Source organism: Microbacterium sp. LMI13-1-1.1, assembly GCF_040815625.1.
Lineage (GTDB): Bacteria > Actinomycetota > Actinomycetes > Actinomycetales > Microbacteriaceae > Microbacterium > Microbacterium forte.
On sequence record NZ_JBFPNL010000001.1, the window covers coordinates 1242843 to 1263917 of the forward strand.

19 protein-coding genes and 2 tRNA genes are annotated in these 21075 nt (G+C 66.6%); 2 read left to right on the forward strand and 19 right to left on the reverse strand.

Annotated elements, in window-relative coordinates; genetic code table 11:
• Nucleotides 1–96 precede the first annotated feature (96 nt).
• The 9 genes from MRBLMI13_RS06115 to MRBLMI13_RS06155 form a co-directional block, all read right to left on the reverse strand.
• Nucleotides 97–948: an aldehyde dehydrogenase family protein gene (locus MRBLMI13_RS06115; protein WP_042540771.1), complete on the reverse strand. Its 852-nt coding sequence runs from the start codon at nucleotides 946–948 to the stop codon at nucleotides 97–99.
• Entirely contained in the window at nucleotides 945–2387 is a 1443-nt protein-coding gene (locus MRBLMI13_RS06120) for an aldehyde dehydrogenase family protein (protein ID WP_367819723.1), read from the reverse strand. Before MRBLMI13_RS06120 ends, MRBLMI13_RS06115 begins: the two co-directional genes overlap by 4 nt.
• A gap of 11 nt (nucleotides 2388–2398) precedes the next feature.
• The gene (deoC, locus tag MRBLMI13_RS06125) at nucleotides 2399–3400 is read right to left on the reverse strand and encodes a deoxyribose-phosphate aldolase (RefSeq protein WP_367819721.1); all 1002 of its coding nucleotides are present in this window, start codon (nucleotides 3398–3400) and stop codon (nucleotides 2399–2401) included.
• Nucleotides 3397–4332 (reverse strand): sugar-binding transcriptional regulator, encoded by a 936-nt coding sequence (locus MRBLMI13_RS06130; protein ID WP_056377254.1) that lies wholly within the window; start codon nucleotides 4330–4332, stop codon nucleotides 3397–3399. The genes deoC and MRBLMI13_RS06130 overlap by 4 nt, the downstream gene beginning before the upstream one ends.
• A 154-nt stretch (nucleotides 4333–4486) precedes the next feature.
• Entirely contained in the window at nucleotides 4487–5128 is a 642-nt protein-coding gene (locus MRBLMI13_RS06135; protein ID WP_042540774.1) for an ATP-dependent Clp protease proteolytic subunit, read from the reverse strand.
• A gap of 20 nt (nucleotides 5129–5148) precedes the next feature.
• Nucleotides 5149–5745, reverse strand: coding sequence for an ATP-dependent Clp protease proteolytic subunit (locus tag MRBLMI13_RS06140; RefSeq protein WP_042540775.1), 597 nt, complete (start codon nucleotides 5743–5745; stop codon nucleotides 5149–5151).
• A gap of 81 nt (nucleotides 5746–5826) precedes the next feature.
• A complete protein-coding gene (locus MRBLMI13_RS06145; protein WP_335645037.1) occupies nucleotides 5827–6324 on the reverse strand; it encodes a tetratricopeptide repeat protein in 498 nt (165 codons plus the stop codon).
• An 82-nt stretch (nucleotides 6325–6406) separates the two neighbouring features.
• Nucleotides 6407–7933 (reverse strand): trigger factor, encoded by a 1527-nt coding sequence (gene tig, locus MRBLMI13_RS06150; protein ID WP_367819718.1) that lies wholly within the window; start codon nucleotides 7931–7933, stop codon nucleotides 6407–6409.
• Between the two features lie 62 nt (nucleotides 7934–7995).
• Nucleotides 7996–8069, reverse strand: a tRNA-Pro gene (locus MRBLMI13_RS06155).
• Between the two features lie 109 nt (nucleotides 8070–8178).
• Here MRBLMI13_RS06155 and MRBLMI13_RS06160 point away from each other — a divergent pair.
• A tRNA-Gly gene (locus MRBLMI13_RS06160) sits at nucleotides 8179–8249 on the forward strand.
• Between the two features lie 119 nt (nucleotides 8250–8368).
• On the forward strand, nucleotides 8369–9574 hold the full coding sequence (locus MRBLMI13_RS06165; protein WP_367819716.1) for a hypothetical protein: 1206 nt from the start codon (nucleotides 8369–8371) through the stop codon (nucleotides 9572–9574).
• Nucleotides 9575–9647: 73 nt separating this feature from the next.
• Here MRBLMI13_RS06165 and MRBLMI13_RS06170 read toward each other — a convergent pair whose 3' ends face one another.
• The 10 genes from MRBLMI13_RS06170 to uvrA all read right to left on the reverse strand — a co-directional run bounded on the left by MRBLMI13_RS06170 (nucleotide 9648) and on the right by uvrA (nucleotide 21030).
• Nucleotides 9648–10001 carry an RNA polymerase-binding protein RbpA gene (locus MRBLMI13_RS06170; protein WP_042540778.1) on the reverse strand — a complete coding sequence of 118 codons (354 nt, stop codon included), beginning with the start codon at nucleotides 9999–10001 and terminating at the stop codon, nucleotides 9648–9650.
• Nucleotides 10001–10249: a preprotein translocase subunit SecG gene (secG, locus tag MRBLMI13_RS06175; RefSeq protein ID WP_042540779.1), complete on the reverse strand. Its 249-nt coding sequence runs from the start codon at nucleotides 10247–10249 to the stop codon at nucleotides 10001–10003. The genes MRBLMI13_RS06170 and secG overlap by 1 nt, the downstream gene beginning before the upstream one ends.
• Before the next feature lie 81 nt (nucleotides 10250–10330).
• Nucleotides 10331–11122 (reverse strand): triose-phosphate isomerase, encoded by a 792-nt coding sequence (tpiA, locus tag MRBLMI13_RS06180; protein ID WP_309689425.1) that lies wholly within the window; start codon nucleotides 11120–11122, stop codon nucleotides 10331–10333.
• Nucleotides 11113–12327 (reverse strand): phosphoglycerate kinase, encoded by a 1215-nt coding sequence (locus MRBLMI13_RS06185; RefSeq protein WP_042540781.1) that lies wholly within the window; start codon nucleotides 12325–12327, stop codon nucleotides 11113–11115. The genes tpiA and MRBLMI13_RS06185 overlap by 10 nt, the downstream gene beginning before the upstream one ends.
• Nucleotides 12328–12337: 10 nt before the next feature.
• The gene (gap, locus tag MRBLMI13_RS06190) at nucleotides 12338–13348 is read right to left on the reverse strand and encodes a type I glyceraldehyde-3-phosphate dehydrogenase (protein WP_042540782.1); all 1011 of its coding nucleotides are present in this window, start codon (nucleotides 13346–13348) and stop codon (nucleotides 12338–12340) included.
• A 115-nt stretch (nucleotides 13349–13463) separates the two neighbouring features.
• On the reverse strand, nucleotides 13464–14090 hold the full coding sequence (locus tag MRBLMI13_RS06195) for a superoxide dismutase (RefSeq protein WP_367819711.1): 627 nt from the start codon (nucleotides 14088–14090) through the stop codon (nucleotides 13464–13466).
• Nucleotides 14091–14277: 187 nt separating this feature from the next.
• Entirely contained in the window at nucleotides 14278–15255 is a 978-nt protein-coding gene (whiA, locus tag MRBLMI13_RS06200; protein WP_042540784.1) for a DNA-binding protein WhiA, read from the reverse strand.
• A gap of 68 nt (nucleotides 15256–15323) precedes the next feature.
• The gene (gene rapZ / locus MRBLMI13_RS06205; protein WP_056377245.1) at nucleotides 15324–16196 is read right to left on the reverse strand and encodes an RNase adapter RapZ; all 873 of its coding nucleotides are present in this window, start codon (nucleotides 16194–16196) and stop codon (nucleotides 15324–15326) included.
• Nucleotides 16197–16225: 29 nt separating this feature from the next.
• Nucleotides 16226–18142 carry an excinuclease ABC subunit UvrC gene (uvrC, locus tag MRBLMI13_RS06210; RefSeq protein WP_367819708.1) on the reverse strand — a complete coding sequence of 639 codons (1917 nt, stop codon included), beginning with the start codon at nucleotides 18140–18142 and terminating at the stop codon, nucleotides 16226–16228.
• A complete protein-coding gene (uvrA, locus tag MRBLMI13_RS06215; protein WP_056377241.1) occupies nucleotides 18142–21030 on the reverse strand; it encodes an excinuclease ABC subunit UvrA in 2889 nt (962 codons plus the stop codon). The genes uvrC and uvrA overlap by 1 nt, the downstream gene beginning before the upstream one ends.
• Between the last annotated feature and the right edge of the window lie 45 nt (nucleotides 21031–21075).

Sequence of the window (21075 nt, forward strand, 5' to 3'; positions counted from 1 at the left end):
GCGCGGGGTCGCGCATCACGAGTCCGCATCGCCCTGAATGCACCGAAGCCCGCCGCCTGCTCTCGCAGATGACGGGCCTCGTTGTGCGGAAGCGAGTCAGACCATGCTCTTGGTGTGCCAGACCGTCTTGATCTCGGTGAAGGCTCCGATGCGCTCGGGCGATGCGATGACCGCGCCAGGTGCCAGCACTCGCTTGAGCGTCTCGGCCGCGGCGATCTGCATGTCGATCCACTCGAGGTCTCCAGCGCCTGCCAGATCGAGCGCGTTGACGTCCTGATGCGAGGCGAGCCACGGCGCCATCTCTGCCGGAGACCCGGTGAGCACGTTGACGACCCCTCCGGGCACATCGCTCGTGGCGAGCACCTCGGCGAGGCTGATGGCAGAGAGCGGGAACCGCTCGCTCGCGATCACGACGACCGCGTTGCCCGCCACCAGTGCGGGTGCGACGACCGACACGAGACCGAGGAGTGCGGAGTCCTGAGGCGCGACGATCGCGACCACACCGGTCGGCTCCGGCACCGAGATGTTGAAGTACGGCCCTGACACGGGGTTGGCGTTGCCCGCGACCTGCGAGTACTTGTCGCACCAGCCGGCGTACCAGACCCAGAGGTCGATCGCCTCGTCGACCTGCGCAGCGGCAGCGGATGACGAGACGCCCTCCTGCGCGGCGATCTCGTCGATGAACTGCGCTCGGCGCCCTTCCAGCACCTCGGCGACCCGGTAGAGCACCTGACCGCGGTTGTACGCGGTCGCACCCGACCAGCCCTTGACCGCGGCCCGCGCCGCGACGACGGCATCCCGCGCATCCTTGCGAGAGCCCTTCGCCGCGTTCGCGAGGAACGCGCCCTTGGCGGAGAGCACCTCGTAGGTGCGGCCGGACTCGCTGCGGGGGAAAGCCCCGCCGATGGCGAGCTTGTAGGTCTTCGGAACGGTCAATCGCTTGCTCATGCGGATGCCCCCTTCAGGTATGCGGTGAGACCCTGGCGTCCGCCTTCGCGGCCGTATCCGGACTCCTTGTATCCGCCGAACGGGCTCGACGGGTCGAATCGGTTGAAGGTGTTCGCCCAGATGACGCCCGCCCGAAGGCGGTCGGCCACGGCCAGGATGCGGGATCCCTTGTCCGACCAGATGCCCGCGGACAGGCCGTATGGGGTGTTGTTCGCCTTCGCGATCGCCTCCGCCGGAGTGCGGAACGTGAGCACCGAGAGAACGGGTCCGAACACCTCGTCACGGGCGATCCGGTGCGACGCCTCGACGCCGGTGAAGATCGTCGGGGCGAACCAGAACCCCTTGTCGGGGATCGCGCAATCAGCGGTCCAGCGCTTCGCTCCCTCGGCCTCGCCGATGTCGCTGAGCTCACGGATGCGCGCGAGCTGCGCCGCCGAGTTGATCGCGCCGATGTCGGTGTTCTTGTCGAGAGGGTCGCCGAGCCGCAGCGTCGACAGACGGTTCTTCAGTCGGTCGATGACCTCGTCGTGGATCGACTCCTGCACGAGCAGGCGGCTTCCGGCACAGCAGACGTGGCCCTGGTTGAAGAAGATGCCGTTGACGATGCCCTCGATGGCCTGATCGATCGGCGCGTCGTCGAACACGATGTTCGCCGCCTTGCCGCCCAGCTCGAGCGTGACCCTCTTGTCGGTTCCTGCGACCGCTCGGGCGATGTCGCGTCCGACTCCGGTCGAACCGGTGAACGCGACCTTGTCGACATCGGGGTGGCGCACGAGAGTCGCACCGGTCGCACCTGCGCCCGTCACGATGTTGACGACGCCGGCTGGAAGGTCGGCCTGCTGGAGGATCTCCGCGAAGATCAGCGCCGTCAGCGGCGTGGTCTCGGCGGGCTTGAGCACGATGGTGTTGCCGGCTGCCAGAGCGGGAGCGAGCTTCCACGCGAGCATCAGCAGCGGGAAGTTCCAGGGGATGATCTGCCCCGCGACGCCGAGCGCACGGGGGTTCGCGCCGAGGCCCGCGTGGTCGAGCTTGTCGGCCCAGCCCGCGTAGTAGAAGAACCAGGATGCGACCAGGGGAACGTCGACGTCGCGACTCTCCTTGATCGGCTTGCCGTTGTCGAGGCTCTCGGCGACGGCGAGCTCGCGGGCGCGCTCCTGCACGAGGCGTGCGATGCGGAACAGGTACTTGCCCCGATCGCGACCGCTCATCTTCGACCAGGTCTTGTCGTAGGCACGACGCGCGGCGGCGACCGCACGGTCGATGTCCGCATCGTTCGCCGTGGCGATCTCGGCGATGCGGCTCTCATCGGCGGGAGAGATGGTCGTGAAGCTCGCTCCTGATCCGTCGACGAACTCGCCATCGATGAACAGGCCGTAGCTGTCCTTGAGGTTCAGGACCGCCTTCGACTCCGGGGCCGGAGCGTATTCCAGGAATGACATATGTGGGGCTCCTAGTCGATCGTGACGTAGTCGGGGCCGGAGTAGTGGCCGGTGGTGAGCTTCTGACGCTGCAGAAGCACGTCGTTCAGAAGGCTCGAGGCGCCGAAGCGGAAGAGGTGTGGCTGGAGCCACTCCTCGCCCACGGTCTCGGCGACCGTGACGAGATACTTCACCGCGTCCTTGGACGCGCGGATGCCGCCCGCGGGCTTCACGCCGATGCGCTCGCCCGTGCCGCGGTGCCAGTCGCGCACCGTCTCGAGCATGAGCAGCGTGGTCGGAAGCGTCGCCGCCGGCTGCACCTTGCCTGTGGACGTCTTGATGAAGTCGCCACCCGCGAGGATGCCGAGCCACGAGGCGCGCTTGATGTTGTCGTAGGTGTTGAGCTCGCCGGTCTCGAGGATCACCTTGAGCGAGGCATACGAGCCGTCCGCGCGACGGCAGGCTTCCTTCACGTGGGCGATCTGGTCGTAGACGAGCCCGTATCGGCCCGAGAGGAAAGCGCCTCGGTCGATCACCATGTCGATCTCGTCCGCGCCTGCCGCGACTGCCTCTGCGGTGTCGGCGAGCTTGATCGCGAGCGACGAACGACCGCTCGGGAAGGCTGTGGCGACGGCTGCGACCGAGATCAGTCCGTCATCGGGGTCACCGTGCAGCGCACCGAGCGCTTCGACCGCGTCGCCCACCATGTCGCCGTACACGCACACGGCGGCGACCTTCGGAGTCGATGGATCTGCGGCATCCGGGTTCTTGGCCTTGGCCACGAGGGACCGCACCTTGCCCGGGGTGTCCGAGCCTTCGAGGGTCGTGAGGTCGATCAGCTTGATGATCGTGTCGAGAGCCCAGGCCTTCGAGGTGGTCTTGATCGACCGCGTGCCGAGCCCGGCAGCGCGCTGCTCCAGGCCGACGGCGTCGACACCGGGCAGTCCGTGCAGGAACCGGCGGAGCGTGGCGTCATCCGGCTCACCGCCGAGAACGTCCACCGCCGTCCTGCGGCTGAGTTCTTGGGTCGTCATCGTTCCTCCAACAATGCTCGTGCTGTGGTCTCATCTGTCACCAGAACGCTGCACAGGCCGCTGGTGACGACTGTGCGCGCGATGTCATGTTTCGCGTCACCGGCGGTGACGAAGATCGAGCGCTTCGCTGCGCGCAGGCGCCCGAGGTCGACTCCGACCGTGCGGGCGTCGAGCTGCGGGTCGACGATGTTGCCGTCGGCGTCGATGTAGCGCCCCAGGACATCGCCCACGGCACCTCGACGTGCGAGCTCCTCGACATCGGATGCCGACAGGTAGCCGTTCTCGACGTGCGCGGAAGACGCATCGCACGGGCCCGCGGTGAACAGGAACGCCTGCGCTTCGGCTGCCTCGACGAGAACGGCCGCGACGGTGCGGTCGGCTTCGATCGCCTGCTTGGTCTCGACGCGCTCGAGGATCGCCGGGCTCGGCAGGAGGGACACGTGTCCGGATGCCCGCTGGGCGATCGTGACGGCGAGGCCCGCGGCTCCGCCGGAGCGCCGGTTGAGGCTCACTCCCCCGTTGAGCTGCACGACCGTCACGCCTGTCGCCCAGCCGTCCGGCAGCGATTCGGCCACGGCACGCAGAGTGCGCCCCCAGCTGACGCCGAGAGTGCGCGGCACCGGCCGCATCGCGGTGAGGTAGTCGGCTGCGGCCTGAGCGACGCGCTCGAGTGTTCCGTCATCGCCGTCCGGAGAGGGAACGACCACCGCGGCGGTGAGCCCGTGACGTTCGACGAGCTGGCGTTCGAGTCCGAGCCGGCGCGCACGCGGGTGCACGATCTCGATCCGGACGATGCCACGCTCCCGAGCCTGCGTGAGAAGCCGTCCCACCTTCCAGCGGGAGAGCTTGAGGAGGGCGCCGATCTCGTCCTGTGTCTTGTCCTCGTCGTAGTACAGCTCGGCGACGCGGACCATGATCAGTTCCTCTTCCATGGCATCCTCCTTCCTCCCCCAGCTTACGACGGCATCACCGTTCGCGCACCCATCTGCTCATATGAGCAGTTTCGACGCGATCGTCGCACTTTCGCCGGAGACGACGAAAGGACGCCGACCCCGAGGGGTCGACGTCCTTCTCCATGCCGGATGCCTACATGCGCTTGCGCGAAGTGAGCACCTGGTCGACGATGCCGTAGTCCAGCGCCTCGGCGGCGGACAGGATCTTGTCGCGATCGATGTCGCGGTTGACCTGCTCGACGGACTTGCCGGTGTGGCGAGCCATCGTCTCTTCGAGCCAGGTACGCATGCGGAGGATCTCCGCCGCCTGGATCTCGATGTCGGATGCCTGGCCGTGTCCGGCCTCGCCCATCGCCGGCTGGTGCATGAGCACGCGGGCGTTGGGCAGGGCGAGACGCTTGCCCGGGTGCCCGCCTGCGAGCAGAACCGAGGCGGCCGAAGCGGCCTGACCGAGCACCACTGTCTGGATCTGCGGCGCGACGTACTGCATCGTGTCGTAGATGGCCGTCATCGCGGTGAAGGAACCACCGGGCGAGTTGATGTACATCGTGATGTCACGCTCGGAGTCCTGGCTCTCGAGAACGAGAAGCTGGGCCATCACGTCGTCGGCCGACGCGTCGTCGACCTGCACGCCGAGGAAGATCACGCGATCTTCGAACAGCTTGTTGTAGGGATCCTGGCGCTTGAAGCCGTAAGCCGTGCGCTCCTCGAACTGAGGGAGCACGTAGCGGCTGGAGGGCAGGTCGCCGGCAGAGCGGAAGGTGGGTGCGTACATGGGAGTCCTTTCGCTTTCCGTTACTTGATGTCCTGGTCGGTTCCGCCGCCACCGACGACGTCGGTGGCCGAGTCGCGGATGTGGTCGACGAATCCGTATTCGAGCGCCTCATCGGCGGTGAACCAGCGGTCGCGGTCACCGTCTTCGTTGATCTGCTCGACCGACTTGCCGGTCTGTGCCGCCGTGATCTCGGCGAGGCGGTTCTTCATCGAGGTGATGAGCTGCGCCTGCGTCTGGATGTCGCTCGACGTGCCGCCGAAGCCACCGTGCGGCTGGTGCAGCAGCACGCGGGCATTGGGCGTGATGTACCGCTTGCCCTTCGTTCCTGCCGTCAGCAGCAGCTGACCCATCGATGCGGCCATGCCGATTCCGACGGTGACGATGTCGTTCGGAACGAACTGCATCGTGTCGTAGATCGCCATGCCCGCGGTGATCGATCCGCCGGGCGAGTTGATGTAGAGGTAGATGTCCTTCTCGGAGTCCTCTGCGGCGAGAAGGAGGATCTTCGCGCAGATCTCGTTCGCATTGTCGTCGCGCACCTCCGATCCCAGCCAGATGATGCGGTCCTTCAACAGTCGGTCGAAGACGCTCGTAGCGAGGAGGGGTTCTGCAGCCATGTCAGCTCCTGATTCCGTGTTTCAGTGATTCGAATCTACCGGCGACAACGCAGCGCTCAGGCCGTGTTCGCCGTCGGCATATCAGGCGTCGAGTTCCGCGATCTCGTGTGCGTACGCGGTCATCGAGCGGTGGTAGCGCGGGAGGTGCGGCACGAGTGCCAGCAGCGCCACCGAAAGTCCCTGCGCCGGCTTTCCCGAACTCGCCAGGATCAGCGCATGCACTGTCGCCACGGCATCCCGGTAGGGCCCGTCGGCAGACCGCTCCTGCTCCGCGAGGATCACGGCGAGAGCGTCGTCGTAGGCGCCGAGGTTGCGCAGCGAGCTCGCGAGCTGGATGACGCACTGCGGGCGATGCTCGTCGTCGAGTCCGAGAGCGAGAGCATGCCTGTAGAGCTCCACGGCCTCGGCGGGACGCCCAGCGGAGTCCCTCGCGCCCGCACGTTCGAACTGCGCTCGCGCGTCATCGAGCCCGCGTTCGGCGGCCAGCGCGTCGATCCGCGCGATCGTCTCCTCGCCGACTTCTTCACCCGATGCGTCGTCCCACACCTCATCGATGCGTTCGTCCCAGGTCTTCATCATGTCCTCGCTCTCGGGGTGTCGTCTTCCACGAGAAAGGGGCGGATGCCGCAGCATCCGCCCCTTTCATCGAGATCGTGTTCGATCACTCAGCCTTGTCGGCCGCCTTCTTGGCCGGAGCCTTCTTGGCGGCGGGCTTCTTCGCAGCCGGCTTCTCAGCGGCCTCTGCGTCGTCGGCCTTCTTCGCGGGAGCCTTCTTCGCAGCGGGCTTCTTCGCAGCAGGCTTCTCAGCGGCGTCGGCGTCGTCTGCCTTCTTCGCAGCGGCCTTCTTCGCAGGAGCCTTCTTGGCCGGCTTCTCGTCAGCAGTGGCGTCGGCCTCAGCCTCGGCCTCGTCGTCGGTCACGACGAAGTCGGAAAGGTCGACAGGCTTGCCGTTGGTGTCGACGACCTTGACCTTGCCGAGCGCGATGGCGAGGGCCTTGTTGCGGGCGACCTCACCGACGAGCGCGGGAAGCTGGTTGGACGACTGCAGAGCCTCGACGAACTCCTGCGGAGCCATGCCGTACTGCGATGCGGACTGGATGAGGTACTGCGAGAGCTCCTCCTGCGAGACCTGCACGTCGGCCTGCTCGGCGATCGTGTCGAGCAGCACCTGCGTGCGGAACTGCTTCTCGCTGGCCTCGGTCACCTCGGCGCGGTGCACGTCGTCTTCGAGGCGGTTCTCGCCCTCGAGGTGGTTGTGCACCTCGTCCTCGATGAGCTTCGGCGGCACCGGGATGTCGATCTGCTCGAGGAGCGTCTCGACGAGCTTGTCGCGCGCTGCGGAGCCCTGCGCGAACACGCCCTGCTGCGAGACCCGCTCGGCGAGGCTCGCACGGAGCTCGGCGATCGTGTCGAACTCGCTGGCGATCTGCGCGAAGTCGTCGTCGGCCTCGGGAAGCTCGCGCTCCTTGACAGCCTTCACGGTCACGGCGACCTCGGCCTCGGAGCCGGCGTGGTCGCCGCCGACGAGCGCGGAGCGGAACGTGGTGTCCTCACCCGCGGTGAGCGACTCGATCGCGTCGTCGATGCCCTCGAGCAGCTCGCCCGAGCCGACCTCGTACGACACGCCCTCTGCGCGGTCGATCTCGGCGCCGTCGATCGTCGCGACGAGGTCCAGCTCGACGAAGTCACCCTTCGCTGCCGGGCGGTCGACGGGAACGAGCGTGCCGAAACGGGCGCGCAGGTTCTCGAGCTCGGCGTCGAGCGCCGCGTCGTCAGCCTCGACGGCGTCGACGGTGACAGTGATGCCGTCGTACGACGGAAGCTCGATCTCGGGACGGACGTCCACCTCGATGTCGACGAGCAGGTCGCCCGAGAAGTCCTTCTCGTTCGGCCACTGCGTGATGTCGGCGGCCGGACGCCCGACGACGCGGAGCTTGTGCTCGACGGTCGCGTCGCGGAAGAACTTGTCGAGGCCCTCGTTGACCGCGTGCTCGATGACCGCACCGCGCCCGATGCGCTGATCGATGATCGGAGCGGGGACCTTGCCCTTGCGGAAGCCGGGGATCTGCACGTCCTGAGCGATGTGCTCATAGGCGTGCGCGATGCTGGGCTTGAGGTCGTCGGGGGTGACCGTGATGCTGAGCTTGACCCGGGTCGGGGTCAGCTTCTCGACGGTGCTGTTCGCCATTCTGGTGTGCTCTCCTTGTGATTTCCGCGCTGAATCGCGGCTGTCAGGCCGTTGAAGCCATGTCGGGGCGACAGGAGTTGAACCTGCGACCTCCCGCTCCCAAAGCGGGCGCTCTACCAAACTGAGCTACGCCCCGGGGAATCCGCTTGCAGATTCAGCCCCACCGAGTCTAACGGACACGAGCACCCACATGAGTCCGCTATGATCGATGAGTCGGCACAGTCCTCCCGGACCTCGCCGACATCGGGGCTGTAGCTTAGTGGTAAAGCCTCTGTCTTCCAAACAGATGATGCGAGTTCGATTCTCGTCAGCCCCTCATTCCACGAAGGCCCCCGCGATCAGAGGGGGCCTTCGTTCTTCCCCGGGATTTCTCCTCTCAGGCGGCGCACTCATTAGAGTCGTGGTACGCCGGTTCCCCACGGAGGTCTCCACAGAATGCCTGCTCCCGTCGATGTGGCCTCCTCCGCGATCGGAGGCCACGCGCTCCCTGCGCGCTTCGCCAGCGTGCCGGAAGCGGCACCGAGAAGGCGGAGGCGACGCCCCACGCTGATCCTGGGCGCGGTCGCGGCGACGGTCGCCGCAGTGACGGTGGGGCTTCTCCAGATCACCGCCAGCCTCGGCTATGACGAGGCTCGCACCGAGTTCGACGCCAGCCTGGCCACGACCGCGAGCACCGGAGAGGCACTTCAGCAGGAGCTCGACGCGCTCGCGTCGACCCTCGGCGTCGCCGACCTGCTCGTGCAGACCGACTCCGGCGTGCTCGTCGCTCCAGCGGCCCGCGAAACACTGTCGACCGCCGCGACCGATGCCCGCGAGGTCGTGACTCCCGCGGAGGATCTTCTCGACCACGACCTGCCGACCGCAGATGAGAAACCCGGCATCTTCTGGCAGCTCTTCGCAGCGTCCGGCGAACTGGCCGCGCAGACACGCGATCTCGACGATCTGGCAGCCGACCTCGACAGCATGATGCCCCCGCTGACCACCGCCGACACGTCCGTGACCGACGCCGGCGCGGCCGTCCTCCATTCTGCGGCCGATTCCGCACCGGCATTCGAGTCCGCGCATCTCTCGGCGAAGAACGATGCAGTGATCGCACTGCGCGACGCGGCATCGCGAGCATCCGGCACAGAACGCCTCGACGCGTCAGCCGTCGAGACACTCGTGTCACTGCAGGATGCAGCGGCGCAGGTCGTTGCGACCGAACAGGCCGAGCTCGCCGAGAAGGCCGGGCCCCTGCAGACCGCACGGACGGAGATCGAGGCTTTCGCTCGCTCACTCGCGCCCGGCGTGCTGCTCGAGTTCGACTGGAATCAGATCGTCAACAACGCCGGCTACAACGGCAGCATGGGAGGCCTCACCACCTGGTGGTGGGACGACCCCGATCGCGCGGCCATCGAACTGTCGAACTCGGTCGCGGAGCAGTGGCCTGCCGACCGCAGCAAAGCGCTCGTCGCCCACGAGGTCGGTCACGCGATCAGCGTGAAGTGCGAGGACATGTACGACTCGTCGACCCAGGACAGCATCGAGAAGTGGGCCACCGCCTGGGCGATCAGCATGGGCTTCACCGACGACGCCAACGGCGTCTGGGCCTACGGGTACCCGCCCCAGCCCTACATCGACGCCGCGTATGGATGCCGGTGAGCACGCCCGCTCGATACGAGAGAAGCCGCCGCGATCGGATCGCGGCGGCTTCTGTCATGAGTTCAGATCGAGGTCACTGACCTCGACGCTCACGGAGCTGGGTGAGCGCGTCTTCGAGAAGCTGGACGGCTTCTGCGTCGGTGCGACGCTCCTTCACATACGCGAGGTGGGTCTTGTACGGCTCCGGCTTCGCGAGTGCGGGCGGGTTCGCCTTGTCTCGTCCGGCCGGCAGACCTGACTGGGGGTGGTCGATCGTCTCGGGGATCTCCTCTTCCGGGAGTCCCGCGGCGAAGTAGCGGACCGTCTCGTTGCCGAGGCCGTCCCAGTACGAGACCGCGATGCGGTCGGCGTGGTAGCCGTGGTCCTGCTCGCCCATGGGGCCGGAACCGACACGGGTTCCTCGGATCGCATTGCCGCCGGTAGCCATCAGATCACCTCGAACTTCGTGATGAGACCGAGCGCCACGATCGCCACGAACCACGCCAGGGCGAGGACCACGGTGAAGCGGTTGAGATTGCGCTCAGCGAGACCCGACGAGCCGACAGCCGACGTCATTCCGCCACCGAACATGTCGGAGAGGCCGCCACCGCGACCCTTGTGGAGGAGGATGAGGAGAGTCAGCAGGACGCTGGTTATGCCCAGCACCACCTGCAGGACGAACTCGAGAATTTCCACGAGGAAGAGCCTTTCGCTGGGGCAGGATTGCCCCGGTAACGGTCAAGTATACGGTGCGGCGGGGCCGGAGCCCCGCCACACTCACACGCCTACGTGCTTCTCGAAGCGGATGATCGCAGCGAACTCGTCGACCACGAGGCTCGCGCCTCCGACCAGTGCGCCGTCGACATCGGGCTCACGCATGAAGCTGGCGATGTTGGCCGCCTTGACCGATCCGCCGTACAGGATCCGGGTGCGCGCGGCAGCGTCGTCACCGAGGACCTTGGCGATCACCGCGCGCAGCGCGGCACAGACATCCTGTGCCTGCTGCGGCGTGGCCGCCTGTCCGGAGCCGATGGCCCAGACGGGCTCGTACGCCACAACGATGTCGGCATCCTTCGAGAGCCCCTGAAGAGCGACCTCGAGCTGACCGGCCGGAACCGCGCTCGCGCCGAACTTCTCCAGGTCTTCGGCCGTCTCGCCGACGCAGATGACCGGCGAGAGGCCGTGCTTGAGCGCTGCCTTCGTCTTGGCCGCCACGACGTCGTCCGACTCCGCGTGGTATTCGCGGCGCTCGGAGTGACCGATGATGACGTACTTCGCGTCGAGCTTCGCCAGGAACGCTCCCGACACCTCACCGGTGTACGCACCGGAGTCGTGTGCCGAGAGGTCCTGCGCACCCAGCGCGAACGGGATCTTGTCTGCGTCGATCAGCGTCTGCACGCTGCGGATGTCGGTGAAGGGCGGGAAGACCGCGACCTCGACCGATCCGTCCTCGTGCTTGGCATCCTTGAGAGTCCAGTGCAGCTTCTGCACGAACGCGACCGCCTGCAGGTGGTCGAGGTTCATCTTCCAGTTTCCCGCGATCAGCGGGGTACGGGCGTTCAGGCCCATCCGAGCACCTCCAGGCCGGGTAGTTTCTTGCCCTCGAGGAACTCGAGGCTGGCGCCGCCGCCGGTCGAGATGTGACCGAACTGGTCGTCGGCGAAGCCGAGCTGACGCACGGCCGCGGCCGAGTCACCGCCGCCGACGACGCTGAGGCCGTCTACCTCGGTGAGCGCCTGCGCGACGGTCTTGGTGCCGCCGGCGAACGCCGGGAACTCGAACACGCCCATCGGACCGTTCCAGAACACCGTCTTCGATTCGCGGATGACCTCCGCGAATCGCGCCGCAGTCTCGGGACCGATGTCCAGGCCGATTCCGGCAGCGCCGAACGCCGTGTCCTCGATCGCGTCCGCAGCCGTCACCTCGTGGTCGGCATCCGCCGAGAACGAGGAGGCGACGACCACGTCGGTCGGGAGCACGAGCTCCACGCCGCGCTTCTCGGCCTCGGCGATGTAGCCGCGCACCGTCTCGAGCTGATCCTCTTCGAGGAGGCTGGAGGCCACGGCGTGGCCCTGCGCCTTCAGGAAGGTGAACAGCATGCCGCCGCCGACGAGGATGCGATCCACGCGAGGCAGCAGGTGCGAGATGACGCCGAGCTTGTCGCTCACCTTCGACCCGCCGAGCACGACCGCGTACGGGCGCTCGGGGTTCTCGGTGAGACGGTCGAGCACGTCGAGCTCTGTCGCGATCAGCAGACCGGCAGCGGAGGGCAGCAGCTCGGCGAGGTCGTAGACGCTCGCCTGCTTGCGATGCACGACACCGAAACCATCGGAGACGAGCACGTCACCGAGCTCTGCGAGCTGAGCCGCGAAGGCGCCGCGCTCGGCATCGTCCTTCGAGGTCTCCCCCGGGTTGAACCGCAGGTTCTCGATGACGACGATGTCGCCGTCCTCGAGCGAGGCCACGGCCTCCTGGGCCGACTCGCCGACGGTGTCGCGTGCGAACGCGACCGGCTTGCCGAGCAGCTCGGACAGTCGCTGGGCGACCGGCGCGAGGCTGTACTGCGGGTCGGGCGCACCGTCGGGGCGTCCGAGGTGCGAGCACACGATGACGCGGGCGCCCGCGTTGATCAGTGCGTTGAGGGTAGGCAACGAGGCGCGGACACGGCCATCGTCCGTGATGATCCCGTCCCGGAGGGGGACGTTGAGATCACAACGGACGATGACGCGCTTGCCCTCGAGCGAACCCAGTGAATCCAGGGTGCGCAGAGTCATGGGAGGTGTCTCAGAGACGCTCGGCCACGTACTCGGTCAGGTCGACGAGACGGTTGGAGTAGCCCCACTCGTTGTCGTACCAGCTGGAGACCTTGACCAGGTTGCCGCTGACGTTGGTCAGGGTCGCGTCGAAGATCGACGAGTGCGGGTTGTGCACGATGTCGCTCGAGACGATCTGGTCTTCGTTGTACTGCAGGAAGCCGGCGAGGCGACCATCGGCAGCAGCCTTCTTGTAGGCCTCGTTGACCTCTTCGACCGTGAGGTTCTCGCGGTCGGTGATCAGCGTCAGGTCGACGATCGAGCCGGTGGGAACCGGAACGCGGTACGACGAGCCGCTCAGCTTGCCCTGGAGCTCGGGCAGAACCTCGCCGATCGCCTTGGCTGCACCGGTGGAGGCCGGGGTGATGTTGATCGCAGCGGCGCGTGCACGACGCAGGTCGCTGTGCGGGCCGTCCTGCAGGTTCTGATCTGCGGTGTAGGCGTGAGCGGTCATCATGAAGCCGCGGTCGATGCCGAACGCGTCGTTGAAGACCTGGGCCAGCGGCGCGAGGCAGTTGGTCGTGCAGGAGGCGTTGGAGATGATGTGATCGGTCTCCGGGTTGTACGTGTCCTCGTTCACGCCCATGACGAAGGTGCCGTCGACACCGGTGCCGGGAGCTGAGATGAGCACCTTCTTGGCGCCCGCATCGATGTGCTTCTTGGCAGCCTCGGCCTTGGTGAAGAAGCCGGTCGACTCGATGACGATGTCGACGCCCAGCTCACCCCACGGAAGGTTGGCGGGATCGCGCTCTGCGAACGCCTTGATCGCCTTGCCGTTGACCGTGATGCTCTCGTCGTCGAAGCTGATGTCAGCGTCGAGGACGCCGCCCACAGAGTCGTACTTCAGAAGGTGGGCAAGGGTCTTGTTGTCGGTGAGGTCGTTGACCGCGACGATCTCGATGTCCGCTCCCTGCGCGAGAGCCGCGCGGAAGTAGTTGCGTCCGATGCGGCCGAAGCCGTTGATACCGATCTTGACAGACACTCAGGTCTCCCTGTTTCTCGTGCGCTGTGCGCAGCAAAAGTGCTTACGCGATGCGCGGGGGTTTTTGGCTGAGATGGCGTCCCGACGAGACTGGGCCCGTCGGGACGCGACCCGATTACGACAGTACCAGCAGGCCGTTCGTCTTCTCGCGGGCGACCTCGAAGCGCTGAGCGACGTTCTCCCAGTTGGCGATGTTCCACGCGGCCTTGACGTAGTCGGCCTTGACGTTGAGGTAGTCGAGGTAGAAGGCGTGCTCCCACATGTCGAGCTGGAACAGCGGCACGGTGCCCTGCGCCGTGTTCGACTGCTGGTCGAACAGCTGCTGGATGATCAGACGCTGGCCGATCGAGTCCCAGCTGAGCACCGACCAGCCGGAGCCCTGGATTCCGAGGGCGTTCGCGGTGAAGTGCGCCTGGAACTTCTCGAACGAGCCGAAGAACTCGTCGATGGCTGCCTTGAGCTCGCCCTCGGGCTGTCCGCCGCCGGTCGGCGACAGGTTGGTCCAGAAGATCGAGTGGTTGACGTGACCGCCGAGGTTGAACGCGAGGTCCTTCTCGAGCTTGTTGACGTTGGCGAGGTTGCCGCTGTCGCGGGCCTCGGCGAGCTGCTCGAGGGCGGTGTTCGCGCCGGCGACGTAGGTCGCGTGGTGCTTGTCATGGTGCAGCTCCATGATCTTGCCGCTGATGTGCGGCTCGAGGGCTGCGAAGTCGTAGGGAAGGTCGGGGAGCGTGTAAATCGCCATGTCGCTTTCATCCAATCCGCGCCGCGCCGCGGCGCTTGCCGATCCTCTGCGCCGCCGAGGTGCGGCGTAGAGCGGACTTAACTCATCCTAGTGACGACAACGTGTCGCCGACCCTGATCCTTCCCCCATATGACGAAGCGAGGCGACCCCTTGACAGGGATCGCCTCGCTGATGTCGATGGACGGGCTCAGACGTCGAGTCCGGCGGGCACGGCGGCCTCGGTACCCGGGATGCCCTCCTGCTGCGCACGCTTGTCGGCCATGGCCAGAAGACGGCGGATGCGGCCGGCGACGGCATCCTTCGTCATCGGCGGGTCGGCGTGGTGGCCCAGCTCGTCGAGGCTCGCGTCTCGGTGCGCGAGGCGCAGCTCACCGGCGACCTTGAGATGGTCGGGCACCTCGTCGGCGAGGATCTCGAGAGCGCGCTCCACACGGGCGCAGGCGGCGACAGCGGCCTGCGCGGAACGACGCAGGTTGGCGTCATCGAAGTTCACGAGACGGTTCACACCCGCTCGCACCTCGCGGCGCTGGCGCATCTCCTCCCAGGCGACAGCGGTCTTCTGTGCACCCATCTCGCTGAGGATCGTGCGGATGGCCTCGCCCTCGCGGACGACGACGCGGGGCATGCCGCGCACCTCGCGTGCCTTCGCAGCCACTCCGAGGCGGTGCGCGGCGCCGACGAGCGCCATGGCTGCCTCAGACGACGGGCAGGCGACCTCGAGCATGGCAGAGCGGCCCGGTTCACTCAGGGTTCCCGCGGCGAGGAACGCTCCACGCCACAGCCCGGCGACCTCTGCGCGGGATCCCGTGGTGAGACGGTTGGGAAGTCCGCGGACCGGGCGACGGCGCTGGTCGAGCAGACCGGTCTGGCGTGCGAGGGTCTCCCCCGACGCGATCACCCTGACAGCCCACCGCGCTCCGTCGTTCGCCGTGCTCGACTGCACCTGAGCGATCTCTGGCCGAACACCGTAGATCTCCGCGAGGTCGCGCGCGACACGCTGCGCGAGGATCTCGGCATCCACCTCCGCCTCGACGGCGACCCGCCCGGCGATGGAGTGCAGTCCGCCGGCGAACCGGAGGATAGAGGTGACCTCCGCGACACGCACCGTCGGGGGTGCATTACGGATGCTGACAAGCTCAGCCTTGACGTCGGTGGTTAGTGCCACGACACTCCTCTACGCTCACGCGCCGGATCGCGGCGCAAACCTCCAGCCTACTCTGACGGAGGCTCCTGCTATTCCCTGCCGAGGTCCCGATGACGCACGTTGACGGCCACTCCGGGCACGGACGCGAGCCGACGAGCAAGCTCCTCCACCATGGCGACCGAGCGGTGCTTGCCGCCTGTGCAGCCGATAGCGATCGTCGAGTGGCTCTTGTTCTCGCGCTGATACCCCTCGAGCACCGGGGTGAGCGCCGACGTGTAGGAATCGAGGAACTCTGCGGCGCCTTCACGGGAGAGCACGTAGTTCTTCACCGCTTCGTCTTGACCCGTCAGGCCGCGGAGCTCTTCGTTCCAGAAGGGATTGGGCAGGAAGCGCATGTCCGCGACGATGTCGACATCGGTCGGAAGACCGTACTTGAACCCGAAGCTCATGAGCGTCACACGGTGCCGCGCTGCACCCTCTTCGGAGAACAGGTCGGACACCTGCGTGGCGAGCTGATGGATGTTGAGCGCTGAGGTGTCGACCACGAGGTCGGCCGACTCGCGGATCGGCGCGAGGCGGAGGCGCTCGATGCGAATGCCGTCGAGCAGGGTGCCGTCGCCCTGGAGCGGATGCGGCCTGCGGACGGCCTCGAATCGACGCACGAGGACGTCGTCGGACGCATCCAGGAACAGCACGCGCACCGAACCGCGCGACCGCAACGCCCGCGCCACGCCGGGGAAATCGTCGAAGAGGTTGCGTCCTCGGACGTCCACCACGGCGGCGACCTTGGGCAAGGCGTTGCCACCCATGTCGGTGAGGTCCAGCAATGGACGGAGAATCTGCGGCGGCAGGTTGTCCACGACATACCAGCCGAGGTCCTCGAGTGCGTTCGCGACCGTCGTGCGTCCAGCGCCCGACATGCCCGTGACGATGAGGAACTCGCCTTTGTCCCCGTCAGTCATGGTTACTCCTTCTCCCCCGCTCCCCCAGCCTAGCGAGAAGAGAGATGCGTATGGATGTTCTCGGCGAGCACAGGCCCGATCCCCTGCACCTCCTGAATCGCCTCGGGCGGCGCAGACCGCAGTGCGGTGACGGATCCGAAGTGCTTGAGCAGGACCTTTATCCGCGCCGCACCGAGCCCGGGAACCTCGGCGAGGATCGACGTGATGTCGTTCCTGCGTCGTTTGCGCTGGTGCGTGATCGCGAATCGGTGTGCTTCGTCCCTCAGTCGCTGGAGCAGGTAGAGCGACTCACTGGTCCGAGGCAGGATCACCGGGAAGTCATCCCCGGGGAGCCAGATCTCCTCGAGCCTCTTGGCGATGCCGCACACGGCGATCTCGGTGTGACCGGCGTCTCGGAGTGCCCGCGCGGCCGCCTCGACCTGGGGCTGCCCGCCGTCGACGAGCAGCAGCTGCGGCGGGTAGGCGAAGCGGGGCTTGCGCTTGACCTCGACGACGACCTCGTCGAGGTCGTCCTCCGACTCTCCAGGGACGCCCACGGCTGCTGCGGGCTCTTCGGCCTCCTCGGGACGATCGAGGTAGGCGAGACGACGTCGAAGCACCTGGTACATCGAGTCGGTGTCGTCCGTGGTCTCGGCGATGTTGAACGAACGATACTGATCTTTTCGCGGCAGCCCGTCTTCGAAGACCACCATCGACGCCACCACGTTCGTGCCGCCGAGGTGCGAGATGTCGAAGCACTCGATGCGCAACGGCGCCTCCGACATCCCCAGCGCCTCCTGGAGATCTGTGAGAGCCTGCGTGCGCGCGATGTAGTCGCTCGTGCGACGGGTCTTGTAGCGGATCAACGCCTGCTGCGCGTTGAGTGTCGCGGTGCGCATGAGGTCGGCGCGCTGACCGCGCTGGGCGACGGCGATCTCGACCTTCTTGCCTCGCCGCTCGCGCAGCCACACCTCGAGCTCGGCCGCGTCGTCCGGCAGCGTCGGCACGATGATTCGCCGCGGCACGTCCTGGGCATCTCCGTACGCGCGCTGCAGCACCTGGTCGACCAGGTCGGCCGTCGAGATGTCGATCTCCTTCTCGATCGTCATCGCGCGGACGCCTCGGACGCGTCCGCCGCGGATCACGAAGTGCTGCACCGCTGCGGCGAGCTCGTCCTCCGCGATTCCGAACAGGTCGGCATCCTCGTCGGTCGCGAGCACCAGCGCGCTCTTGCCCAGCACCGCCTCGATCGCCGTCAGCTTGTCGCGGAATCTGGCGGCGGCCTCATAGTCCATCGCAGCGGAGGCGGCCAGCATCCTCTTCGTCAGCTCTCGGGTGAAGCGCTCGTCGCCTCCGGCCATGAACGCGACGAAGTCGTCGACCATCGCACGGTGCTCCTCGATGGTGACCGTCATCGAGCACGGCCCGCCGCACTTGCCGATCTGCCCCGGAAAGCACGGACGCCCCGTCTGCATCGCGCGCTTGTAGCTGGAGTCGCTGCAGGTGCGGATCGGGAACGCCTTGACCATCAGGTCGATCGTCTCGTGAACCGCCCAGACCTTCGGATAGGGACCGAAGTAGCGCGCACCGGGGATCTTGCGGTTGCGGGTGACGATCACTCGCGGCGCCTCATCGCCCAGCGTCACGGCCATGAACGGGTAGGACTTGTCGTCCTTGTAGCGCACGTTGAAGGGCGGATCGAACTCCTTGATCCACATGTACTCGAGCTGCAATGAGTCCACGTCGGTCGAGACGACCGTCCATTCGACGGAGGACGCCGTGGTGACCATCCGTCTGGTGCGCTCGTGGAGCGTGCGCAACGGCGCGAAATAGTTCGACAGACGTTGACGCAGGTTCTTCGCCTTGCCGACATAGAGCACGCGTCCATCGGCGTCGCGGAATCGGTACACGCCGGGGTTGGTGGGGATCTCACCAGCCCGCGGCTTGTACGGCAGGACGTCGGCCATCAGCTGGCCTTCCGCGCAGAGCGCCCCTCACCCAGGATCTCGGCGAGGAACTGGCCCGTGTGACTGTCCTCGACTCGCGCGATCTGCTCGGGGGTGCCCGTCGCCAGGATCTCACCACCACCGGAACCACCCTCCGGTCCGAGGTCGATCACCCAGTCGGCGGACTTGATCACATCGAGGTTGTGCTCGATGACGATCACCGTGTTGCCCTTGTCGACGAGCCCGTTCAGCACCTCGAGGAGCTTGCGCACGTCTTCGAAGTGCAACCCCGTGGTCGGCTCGTCGAGCACATAGATGCTGCGGCCGTTGCTGCGACGCTGGAGCTCCGTGGCGAGCTTGACGCGCTGCGCCTCGCCGCCCGACAGTGTCGTCGCCGACTGACCGAGACGCACGTAGCCGAGGCCCACGTCGACGAGGGTCTTCATGTAACGGTGGATCGCCTGGATGGGCTCGAAGAACTCCGCCGCCTCGGCGATCGGCATCTCGAGGACCTCGGCGATGTTCTTGCCCTTGTAGTGCACCGACAGCGTGTCGCGGTTGTAGCGCTTGCCGTGGCAGACCTCGCAGTCGACGTAGACGTCTGGCAGGAAGTTCATCTCGATCTTGATCGTGCCGTCGCCCGAGCACGCCTCGCAGCGGCCGCCCTTGACGTTGAAGCTGAAGCGCCCCGGCTGGTAGCCGCGGACCTTCGCCTCCGGCGTCTCGCTGAAGAGCGAGCGGATGCGATCGAAGACGCCGGTGTAGGTGGCCGGGTTCGAGCGCGGCGTGCGGCCGATCGGCGCCTGGTCGACGTGCACGACCTTGTCGAGGTTGTCGAGTCCCGAGACTCGGGTGTGCTTTCCGGGAACCGTGCGGGCGCCGTTGAGCCGCGAGGCGAGCACCTGGTAGAGGATGTCGTTGACGAGCGACGACTTGCCCGATCCCGACACTCCGGTGACCGCCGTCAGAACACCCAGCGGGAAGTTCACGCTGACGTTCTTCAGGTTGTTCTCGCGGGCACCGACGACGCTGAGCATCCGCTTCTTGTCGAGCTTGCGGCGCTTCGCAGGGGTCGGGATCTCGCGACGACCGGAGAGGTACTGTCCCGTCATCGAGTCCGGCTCGTTCAGTAGTGCCTCGTACGAACCGGAATGCACCACCTCACCGCCGTTCACTCCCGCGCCCGGACCGATGTCGACGACCCAGTCAGCCGACTCGATGGTCTCTTCGTCGTGCTCGACGACGATGAGCGTGTTGCCGAGGTCACGGAGCTTCAGAAGGGTGTCGATCAGTCGACGGTTGTCGCGCTGGTGCAGACCGATCGACGGCTCGTCGAGCACGTAGAGCACACCGGTGAGGCCCGACCCGATCTGCGTCGCGAGGCGGATGCGCTGTGCTTCGCCGCCCGAGAGCGATCCGGCCGAGCGGCTGAGGTTGAGATACGAGAGCCCGACCTGCAGCAGGAAGTCGAGTCGCAAGCGGATCTCACGCAGCACCTGCGCCGCGATCTTCGCCTCGCGGTCGGTGAGAGTGAGGGTCTCCATGAACGAGCGCGCATCGGCGAGGCTCAGGTGCGACACCTCGGCGATCGAGTGACCGTGCACCTGCACCGCGAGCACCTCGGGCTTGAGACGGTTGCCGTCGCACACGGGGCACGGCACCTCGCGGAGGTACTCGCCCCAGCGAGAGCGCTGCGTATCGGACTCGGCCTGCGCGTACTGCCGCTCGATGTAGGGGACGACACCCTCGAAGCCGGACGCGTAACGCATCTCGCGCCCGTACCGATTCTTGAACTTGACCGTGACCTTGTAGTTGTCTCCGCGGAGGATCGCGTCCTGCACGTCGACCCTGAGGTCCTGCCACGGGGTGTCGAGCGAGAAGTTGAGGTCGTCGGCCAGGCCCTCGAGCAGGCGCTCGTAGTACTGGAAGAGGCCCTTGCCCTGGGTGGTCCAGGGGACGATCGCGCCCTCGCGGATGGAGAGCTCCTCGTCACCGAGCATCAGGTCGATGTCCACCGACATGCGGGTGCCGAGCCCCGAGCAGGCGGGGCATGCGCCGAACGGCGCGTTGAAGGAGAAGGTGCGCGGCTCGATCTCGGTGAGGGACAGCGCGTGCCCGTTCGGGCACGCGAGCTTCTCGGAGAACGACTGCCAGGCGTCGTCGCCCTCTTCGTCGACGAAGTTCACCTGCACGACGCCGCCGGCGAGTCCGAGTGCGGTCTCGACCGAGTCGGTGACACGACCGAGGATGTCGTCGGCCGCGACCAGACGATCGACGACCACGGCGATGTCGTGCTTGTAGCTCTTCTTCAGCGTGGGCGGCTCGGCGAGCTGGATCAGGTCTCCGTCGACGATCGCGCGGGAGTATCCCTTGGCGCCCAGCTCGCGGAACAGATCGACGAACTCGCCCTTCTTCTGAGAGACGATGGGCGCGACGATCTGGTAGCGCGTCCGCTCGGGCAGCTCCATCAGCTGGTCGGCGATCTGCTGCACGGTCTGTCGCTGGATGCGCTCACCGCACTCGGGGCAGTGCGGAATGCCGATGCGCGCCCAGAGCAGACGCATGTAGTCGTAGATCTCGGTGATCGTGCCGACCGTCGACCGCGGGTTGCGGTTGGTCGACTTCTGATCGATCGACACCGCGGGGCTGAGCCCCTCGATGAAGTCGACGTCTGGCCGGTCGACCTGGCCGAGGAACTGGCGCGCGTACGCGCTCAGCGACTCGACGTAGCGACGCTGCCCTTCGGCGAAGATCGTGTCGAACGCGAGACTGGACTTTCCCGAACCGGACAGGCCGGTGAACACGACGAGGGAGTCGCGTGGGATGTCGATGTCGACGTTCTTCAGATTGTGTACGCGGGCACCGCGAACGCTGAGTTTTCCTGGGGTTGCAACCGGGACGATAGGCACTGATCAAGTCTACGAGGGGCCACAGACATTGGCTCCGTGAGGGCT